This is a genomic window from Herbaspirillum sp. SJZ107, from assembly GCF_006715485.1.
GTDB lineage: Bacteria > Pseudomonadota > Gammaproteobacteria > Burkholderiales > Burkholderiaceae_D > Telluria.
Genome location: NZ_VFNH01000001.1, coordinates 1,516,285 through 1,536,320, shown reverse-complemented (window position 1 = coordinate 1,536,320; position 20,036 = coordinate 1,516,285). Strand labels below are relative to the sequence as shown.

At 67.7% G+C, this 20,036-nt stretch carries 14 protein-coding genes; 7 read left to right on the top strand and 7 right to left on the bottom strand.

The genetic code is table 11. The annotated features are described in order from the left end of the window. Nucleotides 1-25: 25 nt before the first annotated feature. On the bottom strand, nucleotides 26-1,276 hold the full coding sequence (locus FBX97_RS06905) for an Hsp70 family protein (protein ID WP_141829798.1): 1,251 nt from the start codon (nucleotides 1,274-1,276) through the stop codon (nucleotides 26-28). Nucleotides 1,277-1,478: 202 nt separating this feature from the next. Between FBX97_RS06905 and FBX97_RS06900 the strand changes: the two genes are divergently transcribed. From FBX97_RS06900 to cphA (FBX97_RS06880), 5 genes are all read left to right on the top strand, one after another. After that, a complete protein-coding gene (locus FBX97_RS06900) occupies nucleotides 1,479-4,628 on the top strand; it encodes a PAS domain S-box protein (RefSeq protein ID WP_185748494.1) in 3,150 nt (1,049 codons plus the stop codon). Nucleotides 4,629-4,673: 45 nt separating this feature from the next. Next, entirely contained in the window at nucleotides 4,674-5,132 is a 459-nt protein-coding gene (locus FBX97_RS06895; RefSeq protein ID WP_141829794.1) for a DUF2244 domain-containing protein, read from the top strand. A gap of 156 nt (nucleotides 5,133-5,288) precedes the next feature. Further along, complete coding sequence (locus FBX97_RS06890) at nucleotides 5,289-6,200, top strand: isoaspartyl peptidase/L-asparaginase (protein ID WP_141829792.1); 912 nt, start codon at nucleotides 5,289-5,291, stop codon at nucleotides 6,198-6,200. Further along, nucleotides 6,197-7,111: a cyanophycinase gene (locus FBX97_RS06885; protein ID WP_141829790.1), complete on the top strand. Its 915-nt coding sequence runs from the start codon at nucleotides 6,197-6,199 to the stop codon at nucleotides 7,109-7,111. Before FBX97_RS06890 ends, FBX97_RS06885 begins: the two co-directional genes overlap by 4 nt. Next, the gene (cphA, locus tag FBX97_RS06880) at nucleotides 7,108-9,699 is read left to right on the top strand and encodes a cyanophycin synthetase (protein WP_141829788.1); all 2,592 of its coding nucleotides are present in this window, start codon (nucleotides 7,108-7,110) and stop codon (nucleotides 9,697-9,699) included. Before FBX97_RS06885 ends, cphA (FBX97_RS06880) begins: the two co-directional genes overlap by 4 nt. 86 nt (nucleotides 9,700-9,785) lie before the next feature. On the opposite strand, the gene FBX97_RS30010 is transcribed toward cphA (FBX97_RS06880), so the two are convergent. The 5 genes from FBX97_RS30010 to FBX97_RS06855 form a co-directional block, all read right to left on the bottom strand. Next, nucleotides 9,786-10,442, bottom strand: coding sequence for a DVUA0089 family protein (locus FBX97_RS30010; protein ID WP_255517330.1), 657 nt, complete (start codon nucleotides 10,440-10,442; stop codon nucleotides 9,786-9,788). 171 nt (nucleotides 10,443-10,613) lie between these two features. Further along, nucleotides 10,614-13,247, bottom strand: a complete 2,634-nt coding sequence (gene cphA / locus FBX97_RS06870) for a cyanophycin synthetase (protein WP_141829786.1) — start codon at nucleotides 13,245-13,247, stop codon at nucleotides 10,614-10,616. An 87-nt stretch (nucleotides 13,248-13,334) separates the two neighbouring features. Next, nucleotides 13,335-14,798, bottom strand: a complete 1,464-nt coding sequence (locus FBX97_RS06865; RefSeq protein WP_141829784.1) for an iron-containing redox enzyme family protein — start codon at nucleotides 14,796-14,798, stop codon at nucleotides 13,335-13,337. Nucleotides 14,799-15,037: 239 nt separating this feature from the next. Continuing rightward, on the bottom strand, nucleotides 15,038-16,444 hold the full coding sequence (locus FBX97_RS06860) for an amino acid permease (RefSeq protein ID WP_141829782.1): 1,407 nt from the start codon (nucleotides 16,442-16,444) through the stop codon (nucleotides 15,038-15,040). Nucleotides 16,445-16,750: 306 nt separating this feature from the next. Next, nucleotides 16,751-17,623: a metallophosphoesterase gene (locus FBX97_RS06855; protein ID WP_141829781.1), complete on the bottom strand. Its 873-nt coding sequence runs from the start codon at nucleotides 17,621-17,623 to the stop codon at nucleotides 16,751-16,753. A gap of 145 nt (nucleotides 17,624-17,768) precedes the next feature. On the opposite strand from FBX97_RS06855, the gene FBX97_RS06850 reads away from it, so the two are divergent. Continuing rightward, nucleotides 17,769-18,395, top strand: coding sequence for a LysE family translocator (locus tag FBX97_RS06850; RefSeq protein ID WP_141829779.1), 627 nt, complete (start codon nucleotides 17,769-17,771; stop codon nucleotides 18,393-18,395). Nucleotides 18,396-18,468: 73 nt separating this feature from the next. After that, entirely contained in the window at nucleotides 18,469-19,137 is a 669-nt protein-coding gene (locus tag FBX97_RS06845; protein ID WP_141829777.1) for a haloacid dehalogenase type II, read from the top strand. Between the two features lie 107 nt (nucleotides 19,138-19,244). Here FBX97_RS06845 and FBX97_RS06840 read toward each other — a convergent pair whose 3' ends face one another. Then, on the bottom strand, nucleotides 19,245-19,973 hold the full coding sequence (locus tag FBX97_RS06840) for a lysozyme inhibitor LprI family protein (RefSeq protein ID WP_141829775.1): 729 nt from the start codon (nucleotides 19,971-19,973) through the stop codon (nucleotides 19,245-19,247). Between the last annotated feature and the right edge of the window lie 63 nt (nucleotides 19,974-20,036).

Below are 20,036 nucleotides of genomic sequence, written 5' to 3'. Positions count from 1 at the left end.
GGTACACTGCAGATCCTTTGCGTTATCAGGAAAACTTGCGCGCGGCATCCAGCGCCAGGCCGGCGCCGATACTGCCGAACAGGTCACCTTCGACCCGGCGCGCATCCGGCACGATGGCGGCGATGCGCTCGCGCAGGGCGCCGACGCCGCTCGAGCCGCCGGTAAAGAATACGGTATCGACGCGTTCCGGCGCTACCCCCGCATCGCCCAGCAGGCGCTGCACGGTGGCGCCGATGTCGTCGGTCAGGCCGCCGATGGCGTCGGTGAAGGCGCTGCGCCCGACCCGCAGCAGCTCGGGCGGTGCCAGGCGGTCGAGGTCGAGGGTGACTTCGGGCGCGTCCGACAACCCGATCTTGGCAGCCTCGACCTGCATCGCCAGCCAGTGCCCGGCGCGGTCTTCGATCAGGCCGCGCAGGCGCTTCAGCTTGGCCGGCTCGGCGGCATCGCGCACCAGTTCGTCGAGCTGGGCCGCGCTCTTGCGCGTGTACGCCTGGTTGATCGTATGCCAGGTCGCCAGATTGAAATAATAACTGTTCGGCACCGCCGCGCCGGACGACAGCGTACTGCCGTAGCCCAGCAGCGGCATCACCGCCGCCAGGCTCAGGTACTTGTCGAAATCGGTGCCGCCGAGGTGGACGCCGCCGGTGGCCAGGATGTCGTCGCGGCGCTCCACCCGCCCGGCGCGGTCCGGGCCGAGGCGCAGCAGCGAAAAGTCCGAGGTACCGCCGCCGATGTCGGCAATCAGCACCAGTTCCTCACGCTCGATGCGCGATTCATAGTCGAAGGCGGCGGCGATCGGTTCGTACTGGAAGCCGATGTCGCGGAAACCCACCGAGCGCGCGATCTCGGCCAGCGTGTCTTCGGCCAGGCGGTCGGCGCTTGGATCGTCGTCGATGAAATACACCGGGCGGCCGAACACCGCGCTCGGGAATTCGCGGCCGGCCTGCGCCTCGGCGCGGCGCTTCAATTCGCCGATGAAGTGGCCCAGCAGTTGCTTGAACGGCAAGGCACGCCCGGCGACTTCGGTCTGGCCGTCCATCAGGCTGGTGCCGAGCAGGCTTTTGAGCGAGCGCATCAGGCGCCCGTCGTAGCCTTCCAGGTAGTCGGCCAGGGCGGCGCGGCCGTAACGCACTGCATCCTCGTCGGCGTTGAAGAACACGACCGAGGGCAGGGTCGATTTGCCATCCTCGAGCGCAAGCAGGCTCGGCTGGCCGGGGCGTACCCAACCGACAGTGGAATTGGAAGTGCCGAAATCGACGCCGCAAGCGTTGGCCATGGATACCTTTCGTGAAGAGGGGCGAAATGTTACCAGATTCCGACCTCGGCCACACCTGCCGCCGCATTCCCCGGCGCCGCATTTCCGCAACAATAGTAAGCTGCTTCATGGCAATGCCGAACGGATAAGGAATGAACACTGGTGCTACAATCCCGCAGGCCCGATGTGTTCAGTATCTTCTTGCCCGCCTTGCTCGTTTATCATGCCCCAGATTAAGAACAACCTTCCCACCGACTGCGCGGCCATGCTCGGCAGGCACCTGTTCGAACACAGCCCCGACTGCATGAACCTGCTGGACGGCGAAGGCCGCATCGTGGCCACCAACGGGAGCGGCCGCGCCGCCATGGACATCGCCGATCCCGCCCAGGTGGAGGGCCGCGCGTGGCGCGAACTGTGGCCGCAGGAAGCCCATGCCACGCTCGACGCCGCACTGGCGCAGGCCAGCCGCGACGGCAGCGCCCGCTTCAGCGCCGCCTGCCCGACCCTCGGCGGCACCCTGAAATGGTGGGACGTGCGCGTCAGCGCCCTGCCCGCCGCCGAGGGTGCGCAGGTGCGGTTCGTCACCGTGTCGCAGGACGTGACGGCGGCGCACGGCATGCGCAGCGAGCTGGCCGCCAGCGATGCGCGCTACGACTCGCTGGTCTCGGCCACCGCCGCCATCGTCTGGAAGGCGGGGCCGAACGGCGCATTCGACAGCGAACAGCCGACCTGGTCCGCCTTCACGGGCCAGGACTTCGCCCAGGCCCAGGGCTGGGGCTGGCTCGATGCCGTGCATCCGGACGACCGCGACCTGACCGCCGCCGCCTGGCGCCGCTCGATCGAGTCCGGCGCTCCCTACCTGGGCGAACACCGCCTGCGCCGCGCCGACGGCAGCTATCGCCACATGAGCGTGAAGGCGGTGCCGATCCCCGATGCGCAGTCCGGCGCCGGCGCGGTGCGCGAATGGATCGGCGTGCATACCGACGTCACCGCGCTGGCCGCGATGCGCGAAGACCGCGAGCGCCTGCTGCGCGAACTGCAGGCCACGCACCAGCGCATGAGCGAAGTGTTCATGCGCGCCCCGGCCTTCATGTGCGTACTGAGCGGCCCGGAGCACGTGTTCGAATTCGTCAACGACCGCTACCGCGAACTGGTCGGCGACCGTCCCCTGCTGGGCCTGTCCAACGAGGAGGCCGTCCCGGAGCTGGCGACCCAGGGCCTGATCGCCATGCTGGACCGCGTGTACGCCACCGGCGAGGCCTATGCCGCCAGCGACCTGCTGGTCATGCTCCAGCGCGTCCCCGGCGAGGCGCCGCAACGGCGCTACCTCGACCTGGTCTTCATCGCCCTGCGCGATGCCGACGGCAGGATCACCGGCCTGCTCGGCCACGGCGTCGACCAGACCCATCGCAAGCTGGCCGAGATCGGCCTGCACGACAGCAGGGAACGGTTCCAGAAGATCGTCAGCCAGGCCGCCACCGGCGTGGTCGAGATGGACGTGAACGGCATGGTCACGCTGGTCAACCAGCGCTTTTGCGACATGCTCGGCTACGAGGAAAGCGAACTGCTCGGCCGCAACATCCTCGACGTGACGGCACCCGATTCGGTCGAGAAGACGGCGCTGACGCTGGGCGGCCTGCTGGCCACCGGCGAAGGCTTCCAGATCGACAAGCATTACCGGCGCAAGGACGGCACTCTGATGTCGGCCACCAGCAGCGTCAATGCGGTGCGCGGCGCCGGCGGCGAGTACCGCGCCGTGGTCGCGATCGTGCTCGACACCACCGAGAGCAAGCGCGCGGCCGAGGCGCTGCGCGCCAGCCAGGAACGCTACCGCAAGCTGTTCGAATCGATGGACCAGGCCTTCGCCATCATCGAACTCGAATTCGACGGCGCCGGCCAGGCGGTCGACTGGACCTACCTCGAAACCAATCCCGCGTTCACGGTCCAGACCGGGGTGTCGGACGTGGTCGGCAAGACCATGCGCAGCAGGGTCGCCGATCCGGAACCGTGGTGGCTGGACGAACTCGGCGCCGTGGCCCGCAGCGGCCAGGCGCGCCGCCTCGAACAGGAAGTGCGCGCCGGCGGCCGCTGGCTCGACCTGTACATCACCCGCATCGGGGGTACCGGCAGCGACAAGGTCGCCATCCTGTTCCGCGACATCAGCGAACGCAAGGCCGCCGAAGAGACGCTGCGCCGCCTCGCCGACGACCTGGCCGAAGCCGACCGCCGCAAGACCGAATTCCTCGCCACGCTGGCGCACGAGCTGCGCAACCCGCTGGCGCCGATCCGCAGCGGCCTGGGGGTGATGCGCCTGAACCGCGACCTGCCCGCGGGCATGGTCCGGGTGCGCGAAATGATGGAGCGCCAGGTCACCCACATGGTGCATCTGATCGACGACCTGCTCGACGTGGCCCGCATCAGCGGCGGCAAGCTCAATCTGCGCATGGAACGGATCGACCTGAACGGGGTGCTGGCCAGCGCGGTCGAAACCAGCCTGCCGCTGATCGAGGCCGCCCACCACGAACTGGCGTTCGACCTGCCCGACGCCACCCTGCTGGTCGACGGCGACGCCACCCGCATCGCGCAGGTGGTCTCGAACCTGCTGAACAACGCCGCCAAGTACACGCCGGCGGGCGGGCGCATCGCGCTGGCACTGCGCGCCGAGGGCGGCGATGCCGTCATCACCGTCACCGATACCGGCATCGGCATTCCCGGCCACGCGCTCGATACGGTATTCGACATGTTCAGCCAGGTCGGCAGCGGCGCCGAACGCGCCCAGGGCGGCCTCGGCATCGGCCTGTCGCTGGTGCGCCAGCTGGTGCAGATGCATGGCGGCAGTGTCGGCGTCCACAGCGGCGGCGCCGGCAGCGGCAGCCGCTTCACGGTGCGCCTGCCGCTGGCGCCGGGCCAGGTCCGGGACGACGGCGCCGGCAGCGCCGCCGCGCCGGCACAGCCGGACACCGCAGCGCCCAAGCTGAGCGTGCTGGTGGTGGACGACAACGTCGACGCTGCGCTGACGCTGGCCATGATCCTCGACATCGAAGGCTACGCCACCCACGTCGCCCACAGCGGACCCGAGGCGCTCGAAGCCGCCGCCGCGTTCCGCCCGGCGGTGGTGTTCCTCGACATCGGCATGCCCGGCATGGACGGCTACCAGACCGCGGCCGCGCTGCGCGGCCTGGCGGGACTGGACCGGCCCTGCCTGGTCGCCCTCACCGGCTGGGGCGCGGAACACGACCGCGCGCGCTCGCGCGACGCCGGCTTCGACCACCACCTGACCAAGCCGGTCGACCTGGCCACGGTGCAGCAGCTGCTGTCCGACATGGCCTCGGCCGCCAGCCAGGGGCGTCCGCCCTGCAGCAGCATCGGCTAGTCCAGTTGTGCGCCGGCCGCGCCATCCTCGCATTAGGATGGCGCGATGAACCAGGAATGGAGGCTCGCCCGCAACTGTTCGCTGTCGCCGCGCCAGGTGGCGCGCGCGTACGCGCTGCTGTGCTGCGCGTCCGGCGCGGTCGCCGTCGCCTTCCTGCTGCGCGGCGTCTGGATCATTCTTGCCTTCTCGATTTGCGAACTGGCCCTGGTCGGCCTGGCGCTGCTGGTCTATGCGCGCCACGCGCTCGACCATGAACGGATCGCCCTGTCCGATTCGGCCCTGGTGGTCGAATGCGTGGAAGCCGGCGAACATCGCCAGTCCTGCCTCGATCCGCTGCGCACCCGGGTCCTCGAACATGGCGGCACCAGAGGCCGCCACGCGCTGCTGCGCCTGGAGTCGCGTGGCGTGCAGGTCGAAGTCGGCCGTTTCGTTACCGAAACCAGGCGCCGCCAGGTCGCGGCCGAACTGCGCGCCGCCCTGCGCAGCCTCTCGCTGATGCCTTAGGCGCCTGTCTTGTCTTCCCTAGCCGTGTAAGCGGGCTCTTACAACCACACGGCTAGGGTACCGATGTTTCAATTTATATACGTTTTGCATAATGCGATATTCCTGTGCTGCGCGGATCGCCATGCGCAGCCCATGCATTGTTGGAGACAAAAAAGAATGAGCGGTTCGGAACAAGGTTTTGCCATCGTGGCACACGGCGGCGTCGGCAGCCCGCGCGAGTATGACGACGGTTGCGAACGCGCGGTGCAGCGCGGCGTCGAGGAACTCGGGATCAGCGGCGATGCGCTGGAAGCGGCGATCGCCGCCGTCGCCGAGATGGAAGACGATGGCCGTTTCAACGCCGGCAGCGGCTCGGTGCTGTGCCTCGACGGCTCCACCGTCGAGATGGATGCATCGATCATGGACACCCGCGGCCGCCTCGGCGCGGTGGCCTGCGTGCAGGGCATCCGCAATCCGGTGCTGCTGGCGCGCGCCGTGGCCGAGACCCCGCACTGGCTGCTGGCCGGCGACGGCGCCACCCGCTTCGCCGCCGCCATCGGCCATCCGGTGCACGACCGCATCAGCGAGCGCCAGCGCGAAGCGCACCGCAAGCTGCTGAAGGAACTGGCCGGCTCGGTGCCCGCCATGCCGGGCGTCTCCAACCACGCTTTCCTGCGCTACTGGAATTACCAGACCCCGGCCACGCTGCCGGAAAGCGCCGCCTGCGACACCGTCGGCGCCGTCGTACGCGCCGCCGACGGCCACTTCGGCGTGGCCTGCTCGACCGGCGGCTCGGCGCCGTCGCTGCTGGGCCGTGTCGGCGACACCCCGATCATCGGTTCCGGCTTCTTTGCCGGTCCGCACGGCGCCATCGCCGCCACCGGTATCGGCGAACACATCGTGCGCCACATGCTGGCCCGCACCGTCTACGGCTGGATCGAGAACGGCATGCCGCTCGAGCAGGCGCTCAAGCGCGGCGTCGACCTGTTCCCCAACGAGGTCGTGGTCGGCCTGATCGGCGTCACCAAAACCGAAGCAGCCTCCCACGGCAACCGCGACATGCCCCACGCAAGGATCGTCCAAGCATGAACACCACGAGCACGCAGGAACAGCAGCAAATCGGCAACGAACAACCGCGCACCGGCTACGGCCACCTGGTCATCATCGGCGGCCACGAAGACCGCAGCAACGACATGCAGATCCTCAGCCGCTTCGTCGAGCTGGCCGGCGGCAAGGATGCCAAGATCGTCGTGATCTCGGCCGCCAGCACGGTGGCCGACGAGATGTGGGAGACCTACGACCGCGCCTTCGGCGAGCTCGGCGTCGCCAACCGGGTGCACCTCGGCCTGCAGAGCCGCCAGGATGCCAACGACGAGGACCACATCCGCGACATCGTCGATGCCACCGGCATCTTCATGACCGGCGGCGACCAGAAGCGCCTGCTCGCCATCATCGGCGGCACCGCGCTGGACGCCGAGATGCACGCGGCGCTGAAGCTGCGCGGCGCCGTCATCGGCGGCACCAGCGCCGGCGCCTCGGCCATGTCCGGCCACATGCTGGCCCAGGGCCGCGCCGAACTGCACCCGGAAAAAGGGTCGGTCAGCCTCGGCGCCGGCCTCGGCTTCCTGCACAAGGTCGTGATCGACCAGCACTTCTCCGAGCGCCAGCGTTTGTCGCGCCTGCTGTCGATCGTGGCCCAGAACCCCTACCTGCAAGGGATCGGCATCGACGAGGACACCGCGCTGGTGATCGAACGCGGCGTCGGCATCGAAGTGCTGGGCGAAGGCGCGGTCACCGTGGTCGACGGCCGCAGCATGACCACCAACCTGCACGACATCGCCAACCGCGAGACGCCGGAACTGATCGACGTGCGCCTGCACCTGCTGCCGTCGGGCAGCAAATACCAGCTGCCCAGGGAAGGCGACCAGGAACAGCGCCGCATTCCCCAGCCACTGCTCGAGTTTTTGGAAAATGTAACGAAACGGAATCCGATCTCATGAGAATCATCGAACAACGCCTCCTGCGCGGCCCCAACCTGTATGCGGCCACCCCCTGCCTGCTGGCCGTCGTCGACGGCGCCGGCGCCGAGCTGCTGCCGGGCCTGGGCGCACGCCTGCTGGCACTGCTGCCCGGCATGCCGCCCGAAGCCTCGGCGCGCCTGTCCGACTGCAACAGCACGGCGGACGCGCTGGAGCCGGTGGTGATGGAGCTGCAGCGCCTGGCCGGCGCGCCCGGCGCCTTCAGCCAATCGGTGCCTGCGCTCACCGGCCCGGCGCGGGTACGCGTGGCCTGCGGCTACGCCACCGAGCAGGTAGCCGTGGCCGCGCTGGAGACAGCGCGCGCGCTGTTCGAGGCGCTGGCCCGCCATGAAGACTTCGACCTGGCCGCGGCCGTGGACAGCCTGCATGACATCGCCCAGCGCCATGCGATCGGCACCAGCACCGGCGCCGTGATCGCCGCCGCCCACAAGCGCGGCATCCCGAGCCTGCGCCTGACCGAGCACGCCAACCTGTTCCAGCTCGGCTGGGGCAGCCGCCAGAAGCGCCTGCAGGCGACCATCACCGGCGCCACCAACAACATCGCGGTCAGCATCGCCAGCGACAAGCAGCTGACCAAGACCCTGCTCGACCAGGCCGGCTGCCCGGTCCCGGCCGGCGACACCGTCACCTCGCTGGCGCAGGCCCAGCGCGTGGCCAAGCGCATCGGCAGCGTCACCATCAAGCCGCTCGACGGCAACCAGGGCAAGGGCGTGACGACCGCGGTATCGACGCCGGAAGAAGTCGAACGCGCCTTCGCCTTCGCCCAGAACTACGGCCGTCACGTGATCGTCGAGGAATTCCTGCGCGGGCGCGACTACCGCGTGCTGGTCACCGGCCGCAAGGTCGCCGCCGCGTCATGGCGCCGTCCGCCGCACGTGACCGGCGACGGCGTCTCGAGCGTGCGCGCACTGGTGGAGGCGGAAAACCGCAATCCGGCGCGCGGCGAAGGCCACACGAATATCCTGACCAGGATTCCGCTCGACGAGCTGGCGGCCGACACCCTGGCCAAGCAGGGCTACACGCTCGACAGCGTGCCGCCCCAAGGCGTCAGCGTCGACCTGCGCGGCAACGCCAATCTGTCGACCGGCGGCACCGCCGAAGACGTGACCGACCTGCTGCCAGAGGAAACCCGCGACATCTGCATCCGCGCCGCGCGCACCATCGGCCTGGACGTGGCCGGCATCGACATCGTGTGCGAGGACATCGCGCAACCGCTGCGCGAACAGCGCGGCGGCATCATCGAAGTCAACGCGGCGCCCGGCATCCGCATGCACCAGTACCCGAGCCGCGGCACCCCGCGCGATGCCGGCGATGCGATCGCCGAAGCCCTGTTCGGCCAGGACGACGGCCGCATCCCGCTGGTCGCCGTGACCGGTACCAACGGCAAGACCACGACCACCCTGCTGATCGAGCATGCCGCACGCAGCGCCGGCCTGCGCACCGGCTGCACCACCACCGAAGGCGTGTTCATCGACGGCGCTCAGATTGCCCGGGGCGACTGCACCGGCTACCGTTCGGCGCGCGCGGTGCTGGCGTCGCCCGAGGTCGAGTTCGCGGTGCTGGAAACGGCGCGCGGCGGCATCCTCAAGCGCGGCCTGGCCTACGACATGTGCGACGTCGCGGTGGTGCTGAACGTGTCGGCCGACCACCTCGGCCTGGACGGCGTCGACACCATCGAAGAGCTGGCCAAAGTCAAGGCCGTGGTGGCCGGGCGGGCGCGCCGCGCCGTGGTCCTGAACGCCGAGGACGACCATTGCGTCGCGATGGCCGGCACGCTGGCCGGGCGCGTCGAAGTGCTGTACTTCGCGCTCGACGCCGAGAATCCGGTGCTGGTGCGCCATCTGGAACAAGGTGGCCGCGCGGTCTACCTGCAGGACAACAGCATCGTGCTGGCCAACGGCGCCAAGCATGAAGCCCTGCTCAACGTGCGCAGCATGCCGGTGACGATGAAGGGCGCGGCGCGCTACAACATCGCCAACAGCCTGGCGGCCGCCGCGGCGCTGTCGGCCTGCGGCTTCGGCAACCTCGAAATCATCGACGGCCTGCGCACCTTCGTCTCCGACTGGAAGCACAACCCGCTGCGCTCGAACGTGTTCGACGTCGACGGCGTGACCGTGATCGTCGACTACGCCCACAACAGCGCCGCCTACGCGGCACTGGCCGAGACCGCGCGCGCCCTGACCCCGGGCCGCCTGGTCGGCGTCGTGGCCGCCCCGGGCGACCGCCGCGACGACGACCTGGTCGACATCGGCGCCACCTGCGCCGCCGGCTTCGACGAACTGGTCGTGTACGAAACCGAGAACCGCGGCCGCGCCGCCGGCGAGGTTGCGCGCCTGCTGGTGCAGGGTGCGCAGGTCGGCAAGTTCGAGCAGGACCACCTGCAGGTCGAGCTGGACGTGCACCAGGCGATCCGCAAGGGCCTGGCGCGCTGCGAAGCGGGCGACGTGCTGGTGTTCGGCTGCGGTTCCTCGATCAGCGAGCTGCTGGAAGCGATCCGGCCGACGTCGCCTGACACCGCGCAGCGTATCGAGGCGGAAGCGGCGGTGTGAGACGGTCCGGCCACCGTCCGGTGGCCGTTGCGCGTTGACGTTTTCGATGAAGACGGATGCAGCCTGAGGCCGCATCCGTCTTTTTGTCATGCCTTGCTGCGCTGGCGCTGGCGGCGCGACAGCGCCAGGCCGAGCAAACCGGTGCCCAGCACCGCCAGCGAGGCCGGTTCCGGCACATCGGTGCCCGGTCCCGGAACCGGGTCGACCGCGGCGCTGACCACGTTCAGGATATCGAAGGCCCAATGGCCGTCGCGGCGGTTGCCCGTGGCGTCGACGAAGCCATCGCGGAAATTCTGGTTCTGCGGGCCGTCGTAGACGAAGCCTGCGGACAGGTCGCCGTTCGAGAAATTGTCGAACTGCTGGATCGATGCGGTGTAAGTCCCTGCAGCCAGCTCCAAGCTGAAGTTGGTGTCGAAACAGGCGCCGGTGACTGCATCGGCAGCGACCCGCGAGCAACCGCCGTCGTCCTGGGTGCCGAGGCGATGCCCGGTGCTGTCGAACAGGCCCAGGATCGGATCGAAACCGCCGCGCGCGATCGCGTTGCCGGCCGCATTGGTGCCCCCGGCGTAGGACCAGCTGCGCAGCGTCACCGTGGACGTGTCGCCGACGACGAAGGTGAAGGTCTGCACGTCGTTGTCGAAGGTGAAGTTGCCGGTGAAGGACAGGTTGGTGGCCTGGGCCATGGTGGCGGTGGCGGCAGATGCGGCGAGTGCTGCGGTTGCGATCAGGGTCTTCAATTTCATTTAGTTGGCTCCGTTATTGTTGATCAAATGTACCGGAGACCGACCGTAGCAACTATTGTGCCTGATCAATAAGCCATTGAAGAATAAAGAAAATATTGTTTATGCAAGGTGGATGTAAGGTATTCCGACAGCATCACGATGCGGGTAGGACACCCGCACCGTGTGCGCGCCTCACCCCACCTGCGCCGCAATCCGCTCCGCACTCTCCGGATCCATCTCCCGGATCGCATCCACGAACACCTGCAGCGACGTCCCGCAGGCAAACACCAGCACGTCGCCGCGCTGGCACAGCGACAGCCCCAGCCGGATCGCCTTGCCGACTTCCAGCTCGCGGTGCAGGGTATCGGACGCGCCGACCACTTCCTCGGCCCCGCGCAGGATCAGGTCGACCGCATCGCCGACCGCCCGGCCCCGGCTGGCCGACTCGTACACCACCAGCTCGTCGAAGCCGGCCGCGCACACGCGCCCGGTCTCGACCAGGTCGGCATCGCGGCGGTCGCCCGGCGCCGTGACGATGCCGACCAGCTGGCCCGGCAGCAGGCCGCGCGCCATTTCCGACAGCGCCGCATAGGCCGCCGGGTTGTGCGCGTAGTCGACGATCACGGTCACGCCGCGCACGTCGAATACGTTGGTGCGCAGCGGGTTGCTCTTGCCGTCGCTCACGAAAGTGGAAAGGCCGGTGGCGATCTGCAGGTTGGTGAAGCCGGACGCCATCAGCGCCGCCGCCGCGGCCAGGCCGTTGGCGATGTTGTAGCGCGCGCGGCCACCGAAGGTGATCGGCATGCTCTCGACGCGCACCAGCTGCTGGTGGTAGGTGGCGTCGGCCACCACGATCGCGTTGTCCTGCAGGTAGCTGGCGCGGCCGCCCTCTTCCAGGTGGCGCAGCAGGATCGGGTTGTCGGCTTCCATCGAGAAGTACACGATCTCGACGTCCGGGTGCACGCGGCGCGCCATTGCCACGCACAGCGGGTCTTCGGCGTTCAGGACCACCGCGCGCGACGCCGACATCGGCACCACCGCCTTGACCTGGGCCAGGTCTTCGACCGTGTCGATGCCGTCCAGGCCCAGGTGGTCGGCGGCCACGTTCAGCACCACGCCGACGTCGCAGCGGTCGAACGCCAGGCCGCGCTTGAGGATGCCGCCGCGCGCCGTTTCCAGCACCGCGAATTCGACGTCCGGCGAGGCCAGCACGGTGCGCGCCGACCAGTAGCCGGTGCAGTCGCCCTTGACCACCTGCTTGCCGTCGATGATGACGCCGTGGGTGGTGGTGACGCCGGTCACGCGGCCGGCCATGCGCACGGTGTGCGCCATCAGCAGCGTGGTGGTGGTCTTGCCGTTGGTGCCGGTGCAGGCGATGATCGGGATGCGGCCGTCGGACTTGCCCATCAGGCCGTCGACGATGGCATCGCCGGCGTCGCGCGGCTGGCCGCTGCTCGGGTACTGGTGCATGCGGATGCCGGGGGCGGCGTTCACTTCGATCACCGCGCCGCCCTGCGCTTCCAGCGGTTCGGCGATGTCGCGGCAGACGATGTCGATGCCGGCCACGTCGAGGCCGATCTTGGCGGCGGCGCGGATGCACAGGCGCCGCGTGGTCTCCGGCAGCAGGTCGGTCACGTCCTCGGCGGTGCCGCCGGTGGACAGGTTGGCGTTGCCGCGCAGGTAAGCCACGTCGCCGGGCGGCAGCACCGAATCGGGCTGGTAGCCCTGCTTGCGCAGCATTTCCTCGGCGTGGGCGTCGAGGGCGATCTGGGTCAGGATGTTGGTGTGGCCTTCGCCGCGCGCCGGGTTGCGGTTCTCGATCTCCACCAGTTCGCGGATGGTCTTCTCGCCGTCGCCGGCCACATGGGCCGGACGCCGCATAGAGGCGGCGGCGACCTTGCCGCCGGCCACCAGCACGCGGTAGTCGTGGCCCTCGACGTGGCGTTCGACGATGATGCGGCGGCCGTGCTTGCGCGCGAAGGCGTAGGCCTGCTCGATTTCATCGTCCGTGCTGCAGTTGACGGTGACGCCCTTGCCCTGGTTGGCGTCGAGCGGCTTGACCGTCACCGGCGCCTTGATGCGGCGCGCCACGCGTAGCGCGTCTTCGATGCTGGTCACGGTCTCGCCCTGCGGTACCGGCACGCCGGCTTCCGCCAGCAGGGTCTTGGTCAGCTGCTTGTCGCTGGCGATGCGCACCGCGATGTTGCTGGTCTCGCCGGTGATGGTGGCCTGGATGCGCTTCTGCTTGGCGCCCCAGCCGAGCTGGAACAGGTTGGCGTCCTCGGTGACGCGCTGGATCGGGATGTTGCGTTCCTGGGCCGCGGCCAGCACCGCGGCGGTGGAGGTGCCGATGGCGTAGTGCCGGGCCAGCTCGCGCAGTTCATCCATGCGCGGCGCCAGCTCGAACGGGCGGCCATGAGACAGCGCGTCGACGATGTCCACTGCCAGCGCGAACGCCGGCTGCGCCACCTTTTCCAGCTGGTAGGCGCACACGATGCGGTACTGGCCGGGCACGCCGGTGACCGGGCGGGTGCGGCCGAACGAGGCGCCGGCGCCGGCCAGGCATTGCAGGCCGAGCGTCACGTGCTCGATCACGCGCGCCAGATACGTGCCTTCGCGCAGGCGCTGAGCGAAGCCGCCCGGCTGGCCGGTCGGTACCAGGTAGTCGGCCAGCAGCGGCAGCAGGTCCAGCAGCGCTTCGTTGAAGTGCGGCAGGTCGCGCGTGGAGATGCCGTACATGTCTTCGAGATCGACCACGGACAGCAGGCATGGGGTATCGGCGTGGATGTTGGGGCCACGCAGGAAGCGTTGTTCGAGTATGCGCACAGGATTTCCTTGTTCGGAACGAGAGCCGGGCGCGGTCATGCCGCGCCCGTGCCGGATCTTTCTAGGGTTGGTCTTGCCTGAACAGGTTCAAGCGTCCAGCAGCTGCGAATACATGCGCGTGGCCATCAGGCCGATCGCCGTGTGGTGCACGGCGGGCGACATCAGGCGCGCCAGCATGGCCATCGCTTCCGGCTTGCCGGCGGCGTCGGCCACCTTTTGCTCGAGCTGGCGCAGTTCGGCGTCGCCGGCACTCTCCGCGCCGCTGCGGCGGCGGCGGATCAGGCCACGCTCCGGATAGGCGCCGCGCTCGGCGTGCTGGTTGAGCGTGTCCAGGGTGCGCTGGCGCGCGCGGTGGCTCAGCACGCGGCCGGTGCGCGCGGCCGTGCTGTCGTCGCGCGAGCTCTGGATCCAGTCGCGCAGCACCTGCTGTTCGTAGCTCGAGAACACGCCGAACATTTCGGCGCGCTCGCCCTGGATCAGGCGCCAGAAGCGGCTGTTCTCGGCGTCTTCGCCGCGCTTGATCCAACCGGCGCCTTCCATCGCCGCCATGAAGGCCGGGATCTGGGCCGGTTCGGCCAGCCAGTCGTTGATCGAGCGGCCGGCGACGCGGCAGTAATCCGAGTGCATGTTCTTGCCGACCACCGCCTTGGCGGTGAAGATCTCGACCAGCTCCGCTTCGAGGTCGAAGCCGGCGATGATCGAGGTGGTGCTGGCACCGAGCTCGTTCAGGCGGTAGCCGTCCAGCACGCGCCGGTAGAAGGCGGCCGGGTCGCTCGACTGCGCCATCAGGTTGCGCAGCGCCTGCACCGCCTTGTGGGCGTGGCCGCTGCCGGCATTGTCGACGGTGACGTGGAGCGTGAAGTAATACGGGTCGATGCCGAGCTCGTTCAGCTCGTACGACGTGATCAGCAGGTGCAGCGGCAGCTGCTCGTAGCCGAGGTTGTAGCCGACGATCTCGGGCAGGAAATCCTGGGCGTTATAGGCCAGCGCGAACTGGATCGCGCCCTGCACGAAGTGCGGGTCCGACAGGCCTTCCCAGTGCTCGCAGCCATGCGCCGCCAGCAGGCGGCGGTACAGGGTCACGTGGTTCTTGTCGGGCACGCCGTCGCCGAGTTCCTCGAGATAGGTCTTGATCAGCGGGTGGAAATCCGGGTTTTCCCAGCGCGGCAGGGTGCCGTACAGCCAGGCGCCATCGGCCAGCTTGGTCGGTGCGGCGCCCTTCAGGAAGGCCAGCGCATGCGACTTGTTGGTGAAGTAGCGGCGCGCCGCACCATTTTTGCGCGCGTTCAGGTATTCGCGATAGGCCAGGCCGACCGCTTCGGAACGGCCCTGGACCCATCCCGACAACTGCGTTACCGATTCCGGCAATTCTTCGGGTTCGCAACGGGCCAGCTCGATCTGGGCGTGCAGGAAAGCGCGGGCCTCCACCGCGGCTTCCTCGGGGTTGTCGAGCATGGAGAAGTACAGCGCCTTGGCGGTCGGGATTGCAGTGTCGCTCGTGGCGGTTGCAGCGGCGCGTTCAGGGCTGTCGACGGCTAAGCTTGAAGTCATAATGAATCTTCTAGTAAATGTTCTGCCATGATTATGCGGACGCATCGGTCTATACGTAATCGGTACGCATCCCACATGAATGTCGGACAGAACTTACAAAAATTTTACGATTTCAAGCCCGCAGGAAGTACCGTAATGACAACCATCGACGGGCGGCAAGCGATGCCCTGGGCATAAAAAAAGCCGCCCCTGCGCAAACAGGGGCAGCTTCCAGATCTAACGAAAGTGACGACGAGCGTTCAGGTCTTCGACACGGCGCCGCCCAGCACCGAGCGCGAGCGCGCATAACCGAAGTACACCACCAGGCCCAGCACCAGCCAGACCACGAAGGCGATCCAGGTGATCAGGCTCAGGAAGGACATCAGCGCCAGGCAGAACAGCACGGCGATCGCCGGCACCACCGGTACGCCCGGGCAGCGGAAGGCGCGCTTCAGGTCCGGACGCTTCTTGCGCAGCACGATCACGGCGACCGACACCAGGCAGAACGCGGCCAGGGTGCCGATGTTGACCAGTTCGGCCAGCACGTTCAGCGGCACGAAGGCGGCGATCACGCCGAACACGATGCCGACCAGCCAGGTGGCGAAGTACGGGGTGCCGTATTTCGGGTGCACGGTCGACAGGCGCGCCGGCAGCAGGCCGTCGCGCGACATGGCGAACAGGATGCGGGTCTGGCCGTAGGCCATCACCAGCATCACGGTGGTCATGCCGAGGATGGCGCCGACATTGGTCCACTGCGCCAGCCAGTTCACGCCCGCGTGCTCCAGCGCCAGCGACACCGGGTGGTCAACGCCTTCGAACAGCTTGAACGGGACGATGCCGGTCATGATCGCCGAGACGATCACGTACAGCACCGTGCAGATCGCCAGCGAACCGATGATGCCGATCGGCAGGTCGCGCTTCGGATTCTTGACTTCCTCGGCGGCCGAGGTCACCGCATCGAAGCCGATGAAGGCAAAGAACACCAGCGCGGCGGCGCTCATGATGCCCGAGGCACCGAACGGCGCGTACGGCTGCCAGTTGTCGGTGTTCACGTGGCCGAACCCGAAGATGATGAACAGCAGCACGATGGTCATCTTGATGGCCACCATGACGTTGTTGACACGCGCCGACTCACGCACGCCGAGCGACAGCATCCAGGTCAGGAACAGCATGATGCACAGCGCCGGCAGGTTCATGACGGTGTCCACGCCCGGACGCGCGCCCGGCGCGGCGGTCAGGGCCGTGGGCAGGTCGAAACCCCAGCCATGCAGGAAGGACTGGAAATAGCCGGACCAGCCGACCGCCACGGTCGAGGTCGCCAAGCCGTACTCGAGCAGCAGGTCCCAGCCGATCATCCAGGCCACCAGTTCGCCCAGCACCGCATAGCTGTAGGTATAGATCGAGCCGGCGATCGGCACCGTCGAGGCGAACTCGGCATAGCACATGGCGGCGAAGCCGCACGCGATCGCGGCGACGATGAAGGACACGGTCAGCGCCGGGCCGGCCGTGAGCGCGCCGGTGCCGGTCAGCACGAAAATACCGGTGCCGACGATCGCCCCGATGCCCATCAGGATCAGGTCCATCGGGCCCAGCACTTTCTTCAGCCCGCCGGTCTTCTGGCTGCTGGCGACCATCTGGTCGAGATTCTTGGTTCTGAAAAGACTCACTGCTTTCTCCAATCAATTGATGATAGACCCCGTGCCCTTTCTTATGGTCGGGCGTGCTTAGTCGGGCTTGATGCTGCGACACGGCGAGGGTATCGCCGGCCGACCTTTGGATGTCTCCTCCTCGGGCGCGGGCCTGCGACCGCTTCTGGCAAGCAATAAGGATGCCAGGCGGAAGCAAAGGACCTTTCCTTTCGGACAGGTCCTAGTGGCGTCACATTATCGCTATTCTGTTATCCAGAATCAAAGGAAATACTCAAAAAACAATGTTGGGTGGCTTGAGGAAGATGAAATATGGTCTCCGCGGCCTCAGTCGTCCTGCGCCGTCAGCGTGCAGAGCAGGAGTTCCGGATCCGCATTCAGGCGCAGCGGGATGCCGGAACAGCCGACGCCGCAACTGACGAAGAGCGGGCCCTTGCCCGGAATGTCGTAGCGGCCATAGCTGTATTCCCGCGAGCCGGGCCCGCCGGGACGGAACAATGGCCGCCCGCCGGGCGTGGCGATCTGGCCGTTGTGGGTATGGCCGGCAAAACCGGCGTCGTAGCGCTGGCTTTCCCGGTCGTCGAGCAGGAACACGCCATCCGGCGAATGCGTCAGGAACACGCGCACCGCGGCCTGCTCGGCACCGGCGAACGCGGCGCTGGCCGACGGCTGCCCGGTCCAGGGATCGTCGATGCCGCAGATGCTGACTGCGCCGAACGGCGCCGGCAGGGCCACGCTGCGGTTGACCAGCACCTCGATCCCGGCCGCGCGCAGCGCCGCCTCCACCGGCGCCCGGCCATTCCAGATATCGTGGTTGCCGATCGCAGCATAGGTGCCGAGCGGCGCCCGCGCCCCGTGCAGGAAGCCGCGCAGGGCCTCGATGTAGTCGGCGCGGAAGGAAACGTAGTCGCCGCCGAGCAGCAGCACGTCGGGCTGCTCGCGCTCGATCGCGGCGCGCAGGTCGTCGTACAGGGCGGGATGCGTGGTCGGCCCGGCGTGGAAGTCGGAGGCGAACCCGATGCGCAGCGGCCGCGGCAGCGTTTGTCGCGGTCCGAGCGCAACGGCCTGGCGTGTGACCCGCATCCGGCCCAGCCCGCCGAGGCGGTAACTCAGCCTGGCTACCCGCCCCTGCAGCAGCAAGGCGTCGAGGGTGCGTTCGGTGGCGTTGCGGATCGGACGGTCGGACTTATTCCTGGTCATGGTCGTCGCCTGCGGCCTGGGCAAAGCCGCACTTTACACCATGGCCCACGGTCCCCGATACCGGCAACGGCGTGGCAGGCCCTGTGGCTAGTGCGGGCAGTCGAGGCCGTGTAAGATGGCAGACCCTTGTCCTTCCCGCGCTCCGATGCTGACCTACGACCAGTTCTTCCCCTTCCTCGGCACCGTCATCCTGCTGACGCTCTCCCCCGGACCGGACAACATGCTGGTGCTCAGCCTCGGCATGGCCAAGGGGCGGCTGCGCGGCATGGCCTTCGGCCTCGGTTGCGCGCTGGGGACGCTCAGCCACACCCTGCTGGCCGTGATCGGCGTCAGCGCCCTGATCGCCGCCTCGCCGCTGGCCTTTACCGCGCTCAAGGTGTGCGGCGGCCTGTACCTGGCCTGGCTCGGCTTCGGCGCGCTGCGCAGCCGCGGTGGCGGCAAGGTCGGTGGGGTCGAAGGTGTGGTGGAGTCGCCGCGCGCGCTGATGATGAAGGGCGCGATCGCCGCGGCCATCAATCCCAAGGTGGCGCTGTTCTTCCTCTCCTTCCTGCCCCAGTTCGTGGTGCCCGCGCACGGCCACGTCACGCTGCAGACGGCCTTGCTCGGGCTGACCTTTGCCGTGCAGGCGGCGGTGCTGTTCGGCTTGCTGGGCTTCTTTTCGGGCAGCGTCGGCGCCTGGCTGAACCGCAAGCCCAAGGCGGGCGTGTGGCTGGACCGCGCCGCCGGGATTATCTTTATCGGGCTGGGGCTGCGCTTGATCATTGCGCGCTGAAGTAGTTATTCTGGCGCGCGCCGCTGCCGTCCGGGATGCGCGATGATGCGTCTTTATATATACGCACGCGCCCATGTCCCGACCCACCCTGCTGCTGTTCGACGTCAATGAAACCCTGCTCGACCTGACTCCGCTGCAGGCCAGCATCCGCCGCGTGCTGCCGGGCGCCGACAGCCCGAAGCTGTGGTTCACCACGATGCTGCAGTACGCCACCGCGATGTCGCTGGCGGAGCAGTACGCCACCCTGCCCGAGATCGGCACCGCCGTGCTGCGCATGCTGGCCGAGGGACGCGGCGTCACGCTGTCCGAGGAGCAGGCCCGCAGCGCCATCGCGCCGATCACGCGCCTGCCCGCCTACCCCGACGTGGCGCCGGCGCTGGCCCGGCTGCGCGCCGCCGGTTTCAAACTGGCGGCACTGTCGAACTCCACCACCACCGGCCTGCGCAGCCAGCTGGACTATGCCGGCCTGACGGCCTGCTTCGATGCCCAGTTCAGCGTGCAGGAAACGGGCGTCTACAAACCCCACACCTCGGTCTACCAGGGCGCGGCCCGGCGCATGCGGGTCGAACCGGAGGGGGCCATGCTGGTCGCGGCGCACGGCTGGGACGTTGCCGGCGCGCGCTGGGCAGGCCTGCGCAACGCCTTCGTGCGCCGTAACGACCAGGCGCCCTTCCCGCTGGCCGAGCCGCCCGAGCTGCTGGTGGCCGATATCGGGGAACTGGCCGACAGGCTGGGTGCCTGAGAGTGCCTGACGAAGGTCTCGGCGTATCTCTCACGCCCTGGTGCGCGGTCGATGTCGAGATTCCTCGCCGACTGTCACGACAGGCCGCTGCAGACCCGAACACACCTTCACCGTCCACATTCCGGCATCCGATCGTATGCACCTGCGGGAATGCGTTGTAGAACGGCTTCATCCGGAATCCAGCTTTCTCCGTTATCCTTGCCCGTCACTTTCCAATGCAAGGAATCGCCTTCGACGCGCAGAGTGGCTGCTCCGGTCCCACCCCAAGTGCTGGTGAAGCGGACCGTGGCCCTATTGCCATCAGTCTTACCGGTCATTGACGGCTGCACATCCTCGATTTCATCGACTCGATTGCCCATGTTCGCCCAGACCACGTGGAGCGCGCAAACATGGTCCCCCTCAACCACGATCGACAATTCGAATTTGTCGCGTTGGCCCTGTTTGCACCTTTCCGCATAAATTCCGCTGAGCGGGTCACAGGAAAACTCTTTTGTCCAGACACCGACCAGCGGACTGTTACTGGCGGACCTGGCCCGCAACTCCGCTATGCGCGATGTGTACACGCGCTGCAAGCAAGCCAAGTCAGCGCATGTGTTTCTCGCCCTTAGCCAAGCACGTTGGATCGCTTTTTCCGTTTTGTCATCGCGAGACATCGTACGGATGTGCATGTAGGCGGCGTCAAGCTGTTCATCGAGCCTCGATATATCGCTATCGGCACAGATCATCGATTCGACCTTGCTTTGAGCACGCCTGCAGTCGAAGCTCGCGGCGTCAGCGGATGTAAGCGCAAAGCCCAGAAGTAGTGCAAAAAAGACGCTGAAGAGGTAGTTAGGCATTCGATATGGGCTTCTACATTGGCCGAGGTGCGACATATGTTCTGGGGAGTACCGATCCTAAGC

Excerpts from the sequence above, each read along its gene's own strand:
- FBX97_RS06905 (WP_141829798.1), bottom strand. The coding sequence starts at position 1,276 with ATGGCCAACGCTTGCGGCGTCGATTTCGGCACTTCCAATTCCACTGTC.
- FBX97_RS06900 (WP_185748494.1), top strand. The coding sequence starts at position 1,479 with ATGCCCCAGATTAAGAACAACCTTCCCACCGACTGCGCGGCCATGCTC.
- FBX97_RS06895 (WP_141829794.1), top strand. The coding sequence starts at position 4,674 with ATGAACCAGGAATGGAGGCTCGCCCGCAACTGTTCGCTGTCGCCGCGC.
- FBX97_RS06890 (WP_141829792.1), top strand. The coding sequence starts at position 5,289 with ATGAGCGGTTCGGAACAAGGTTTTGCCATCGTGGCACACGGCGGCGTC.
- FBX97_RS06885 (WP_141829790.1), top strand. The coding sequence starts at position 6,197 with ATGAACACCACGAGCACGCAGGAACAGCAGCAAATCGGCAACGAACAA.
- cphA (WP_141829788.1), top strand. The coding sequence starts at position 7,108 with ATGAGAATCATCGAACAACGCCTCCTGCGCGGCCCCAACCTGTATGCG.
- FBX97_RS30010 (WP_255517330.1), bottom strand. The coding sequence starts at position 10,442 with ATGAAATTGAAGACCCTGATCGCAACCGCAGCACTCGCCGCATCTGCC.
- FBX97_RS06865 (WP_141829784.1), bottom strand. The coding sequence starts at position 14,798 with ATGACTTCAAGCTTAGCCGTCGACAGCCCTGAACGCGCCGCTGCAACC.
- FBX97_RS06855 (WP_141829781.1), bottom strand. The coding sequence starts at position 17,623 with ATGACCAGGAATAAGTCCGACCGTCCGATCCGCAACGCCACCGAACGC.
- FBX97_RS06850 (WP_141829779.1), top strand. The coding sequence starts at position 17,769 with ATGCTGACCTACGACCAGTTCTTCCCCTTCCTCGGCACCGTCATCCTG.
- FBX97_RS06845 (WP_141829777.1), top strand. The coding sequence starts at position 18,469 with ATGTCCCGACCCACCCTGCTGCTGTTCGACGTCAATGAAACCCTGCTC.
- FBX97_RS06840 (WP_141829775.1), bottom strand. The coding sequence starts at position 19,973 with ATGCCTAACTACCTCTTCAGCGTCTTTTTTGCACTACTTCTGGGCTTT.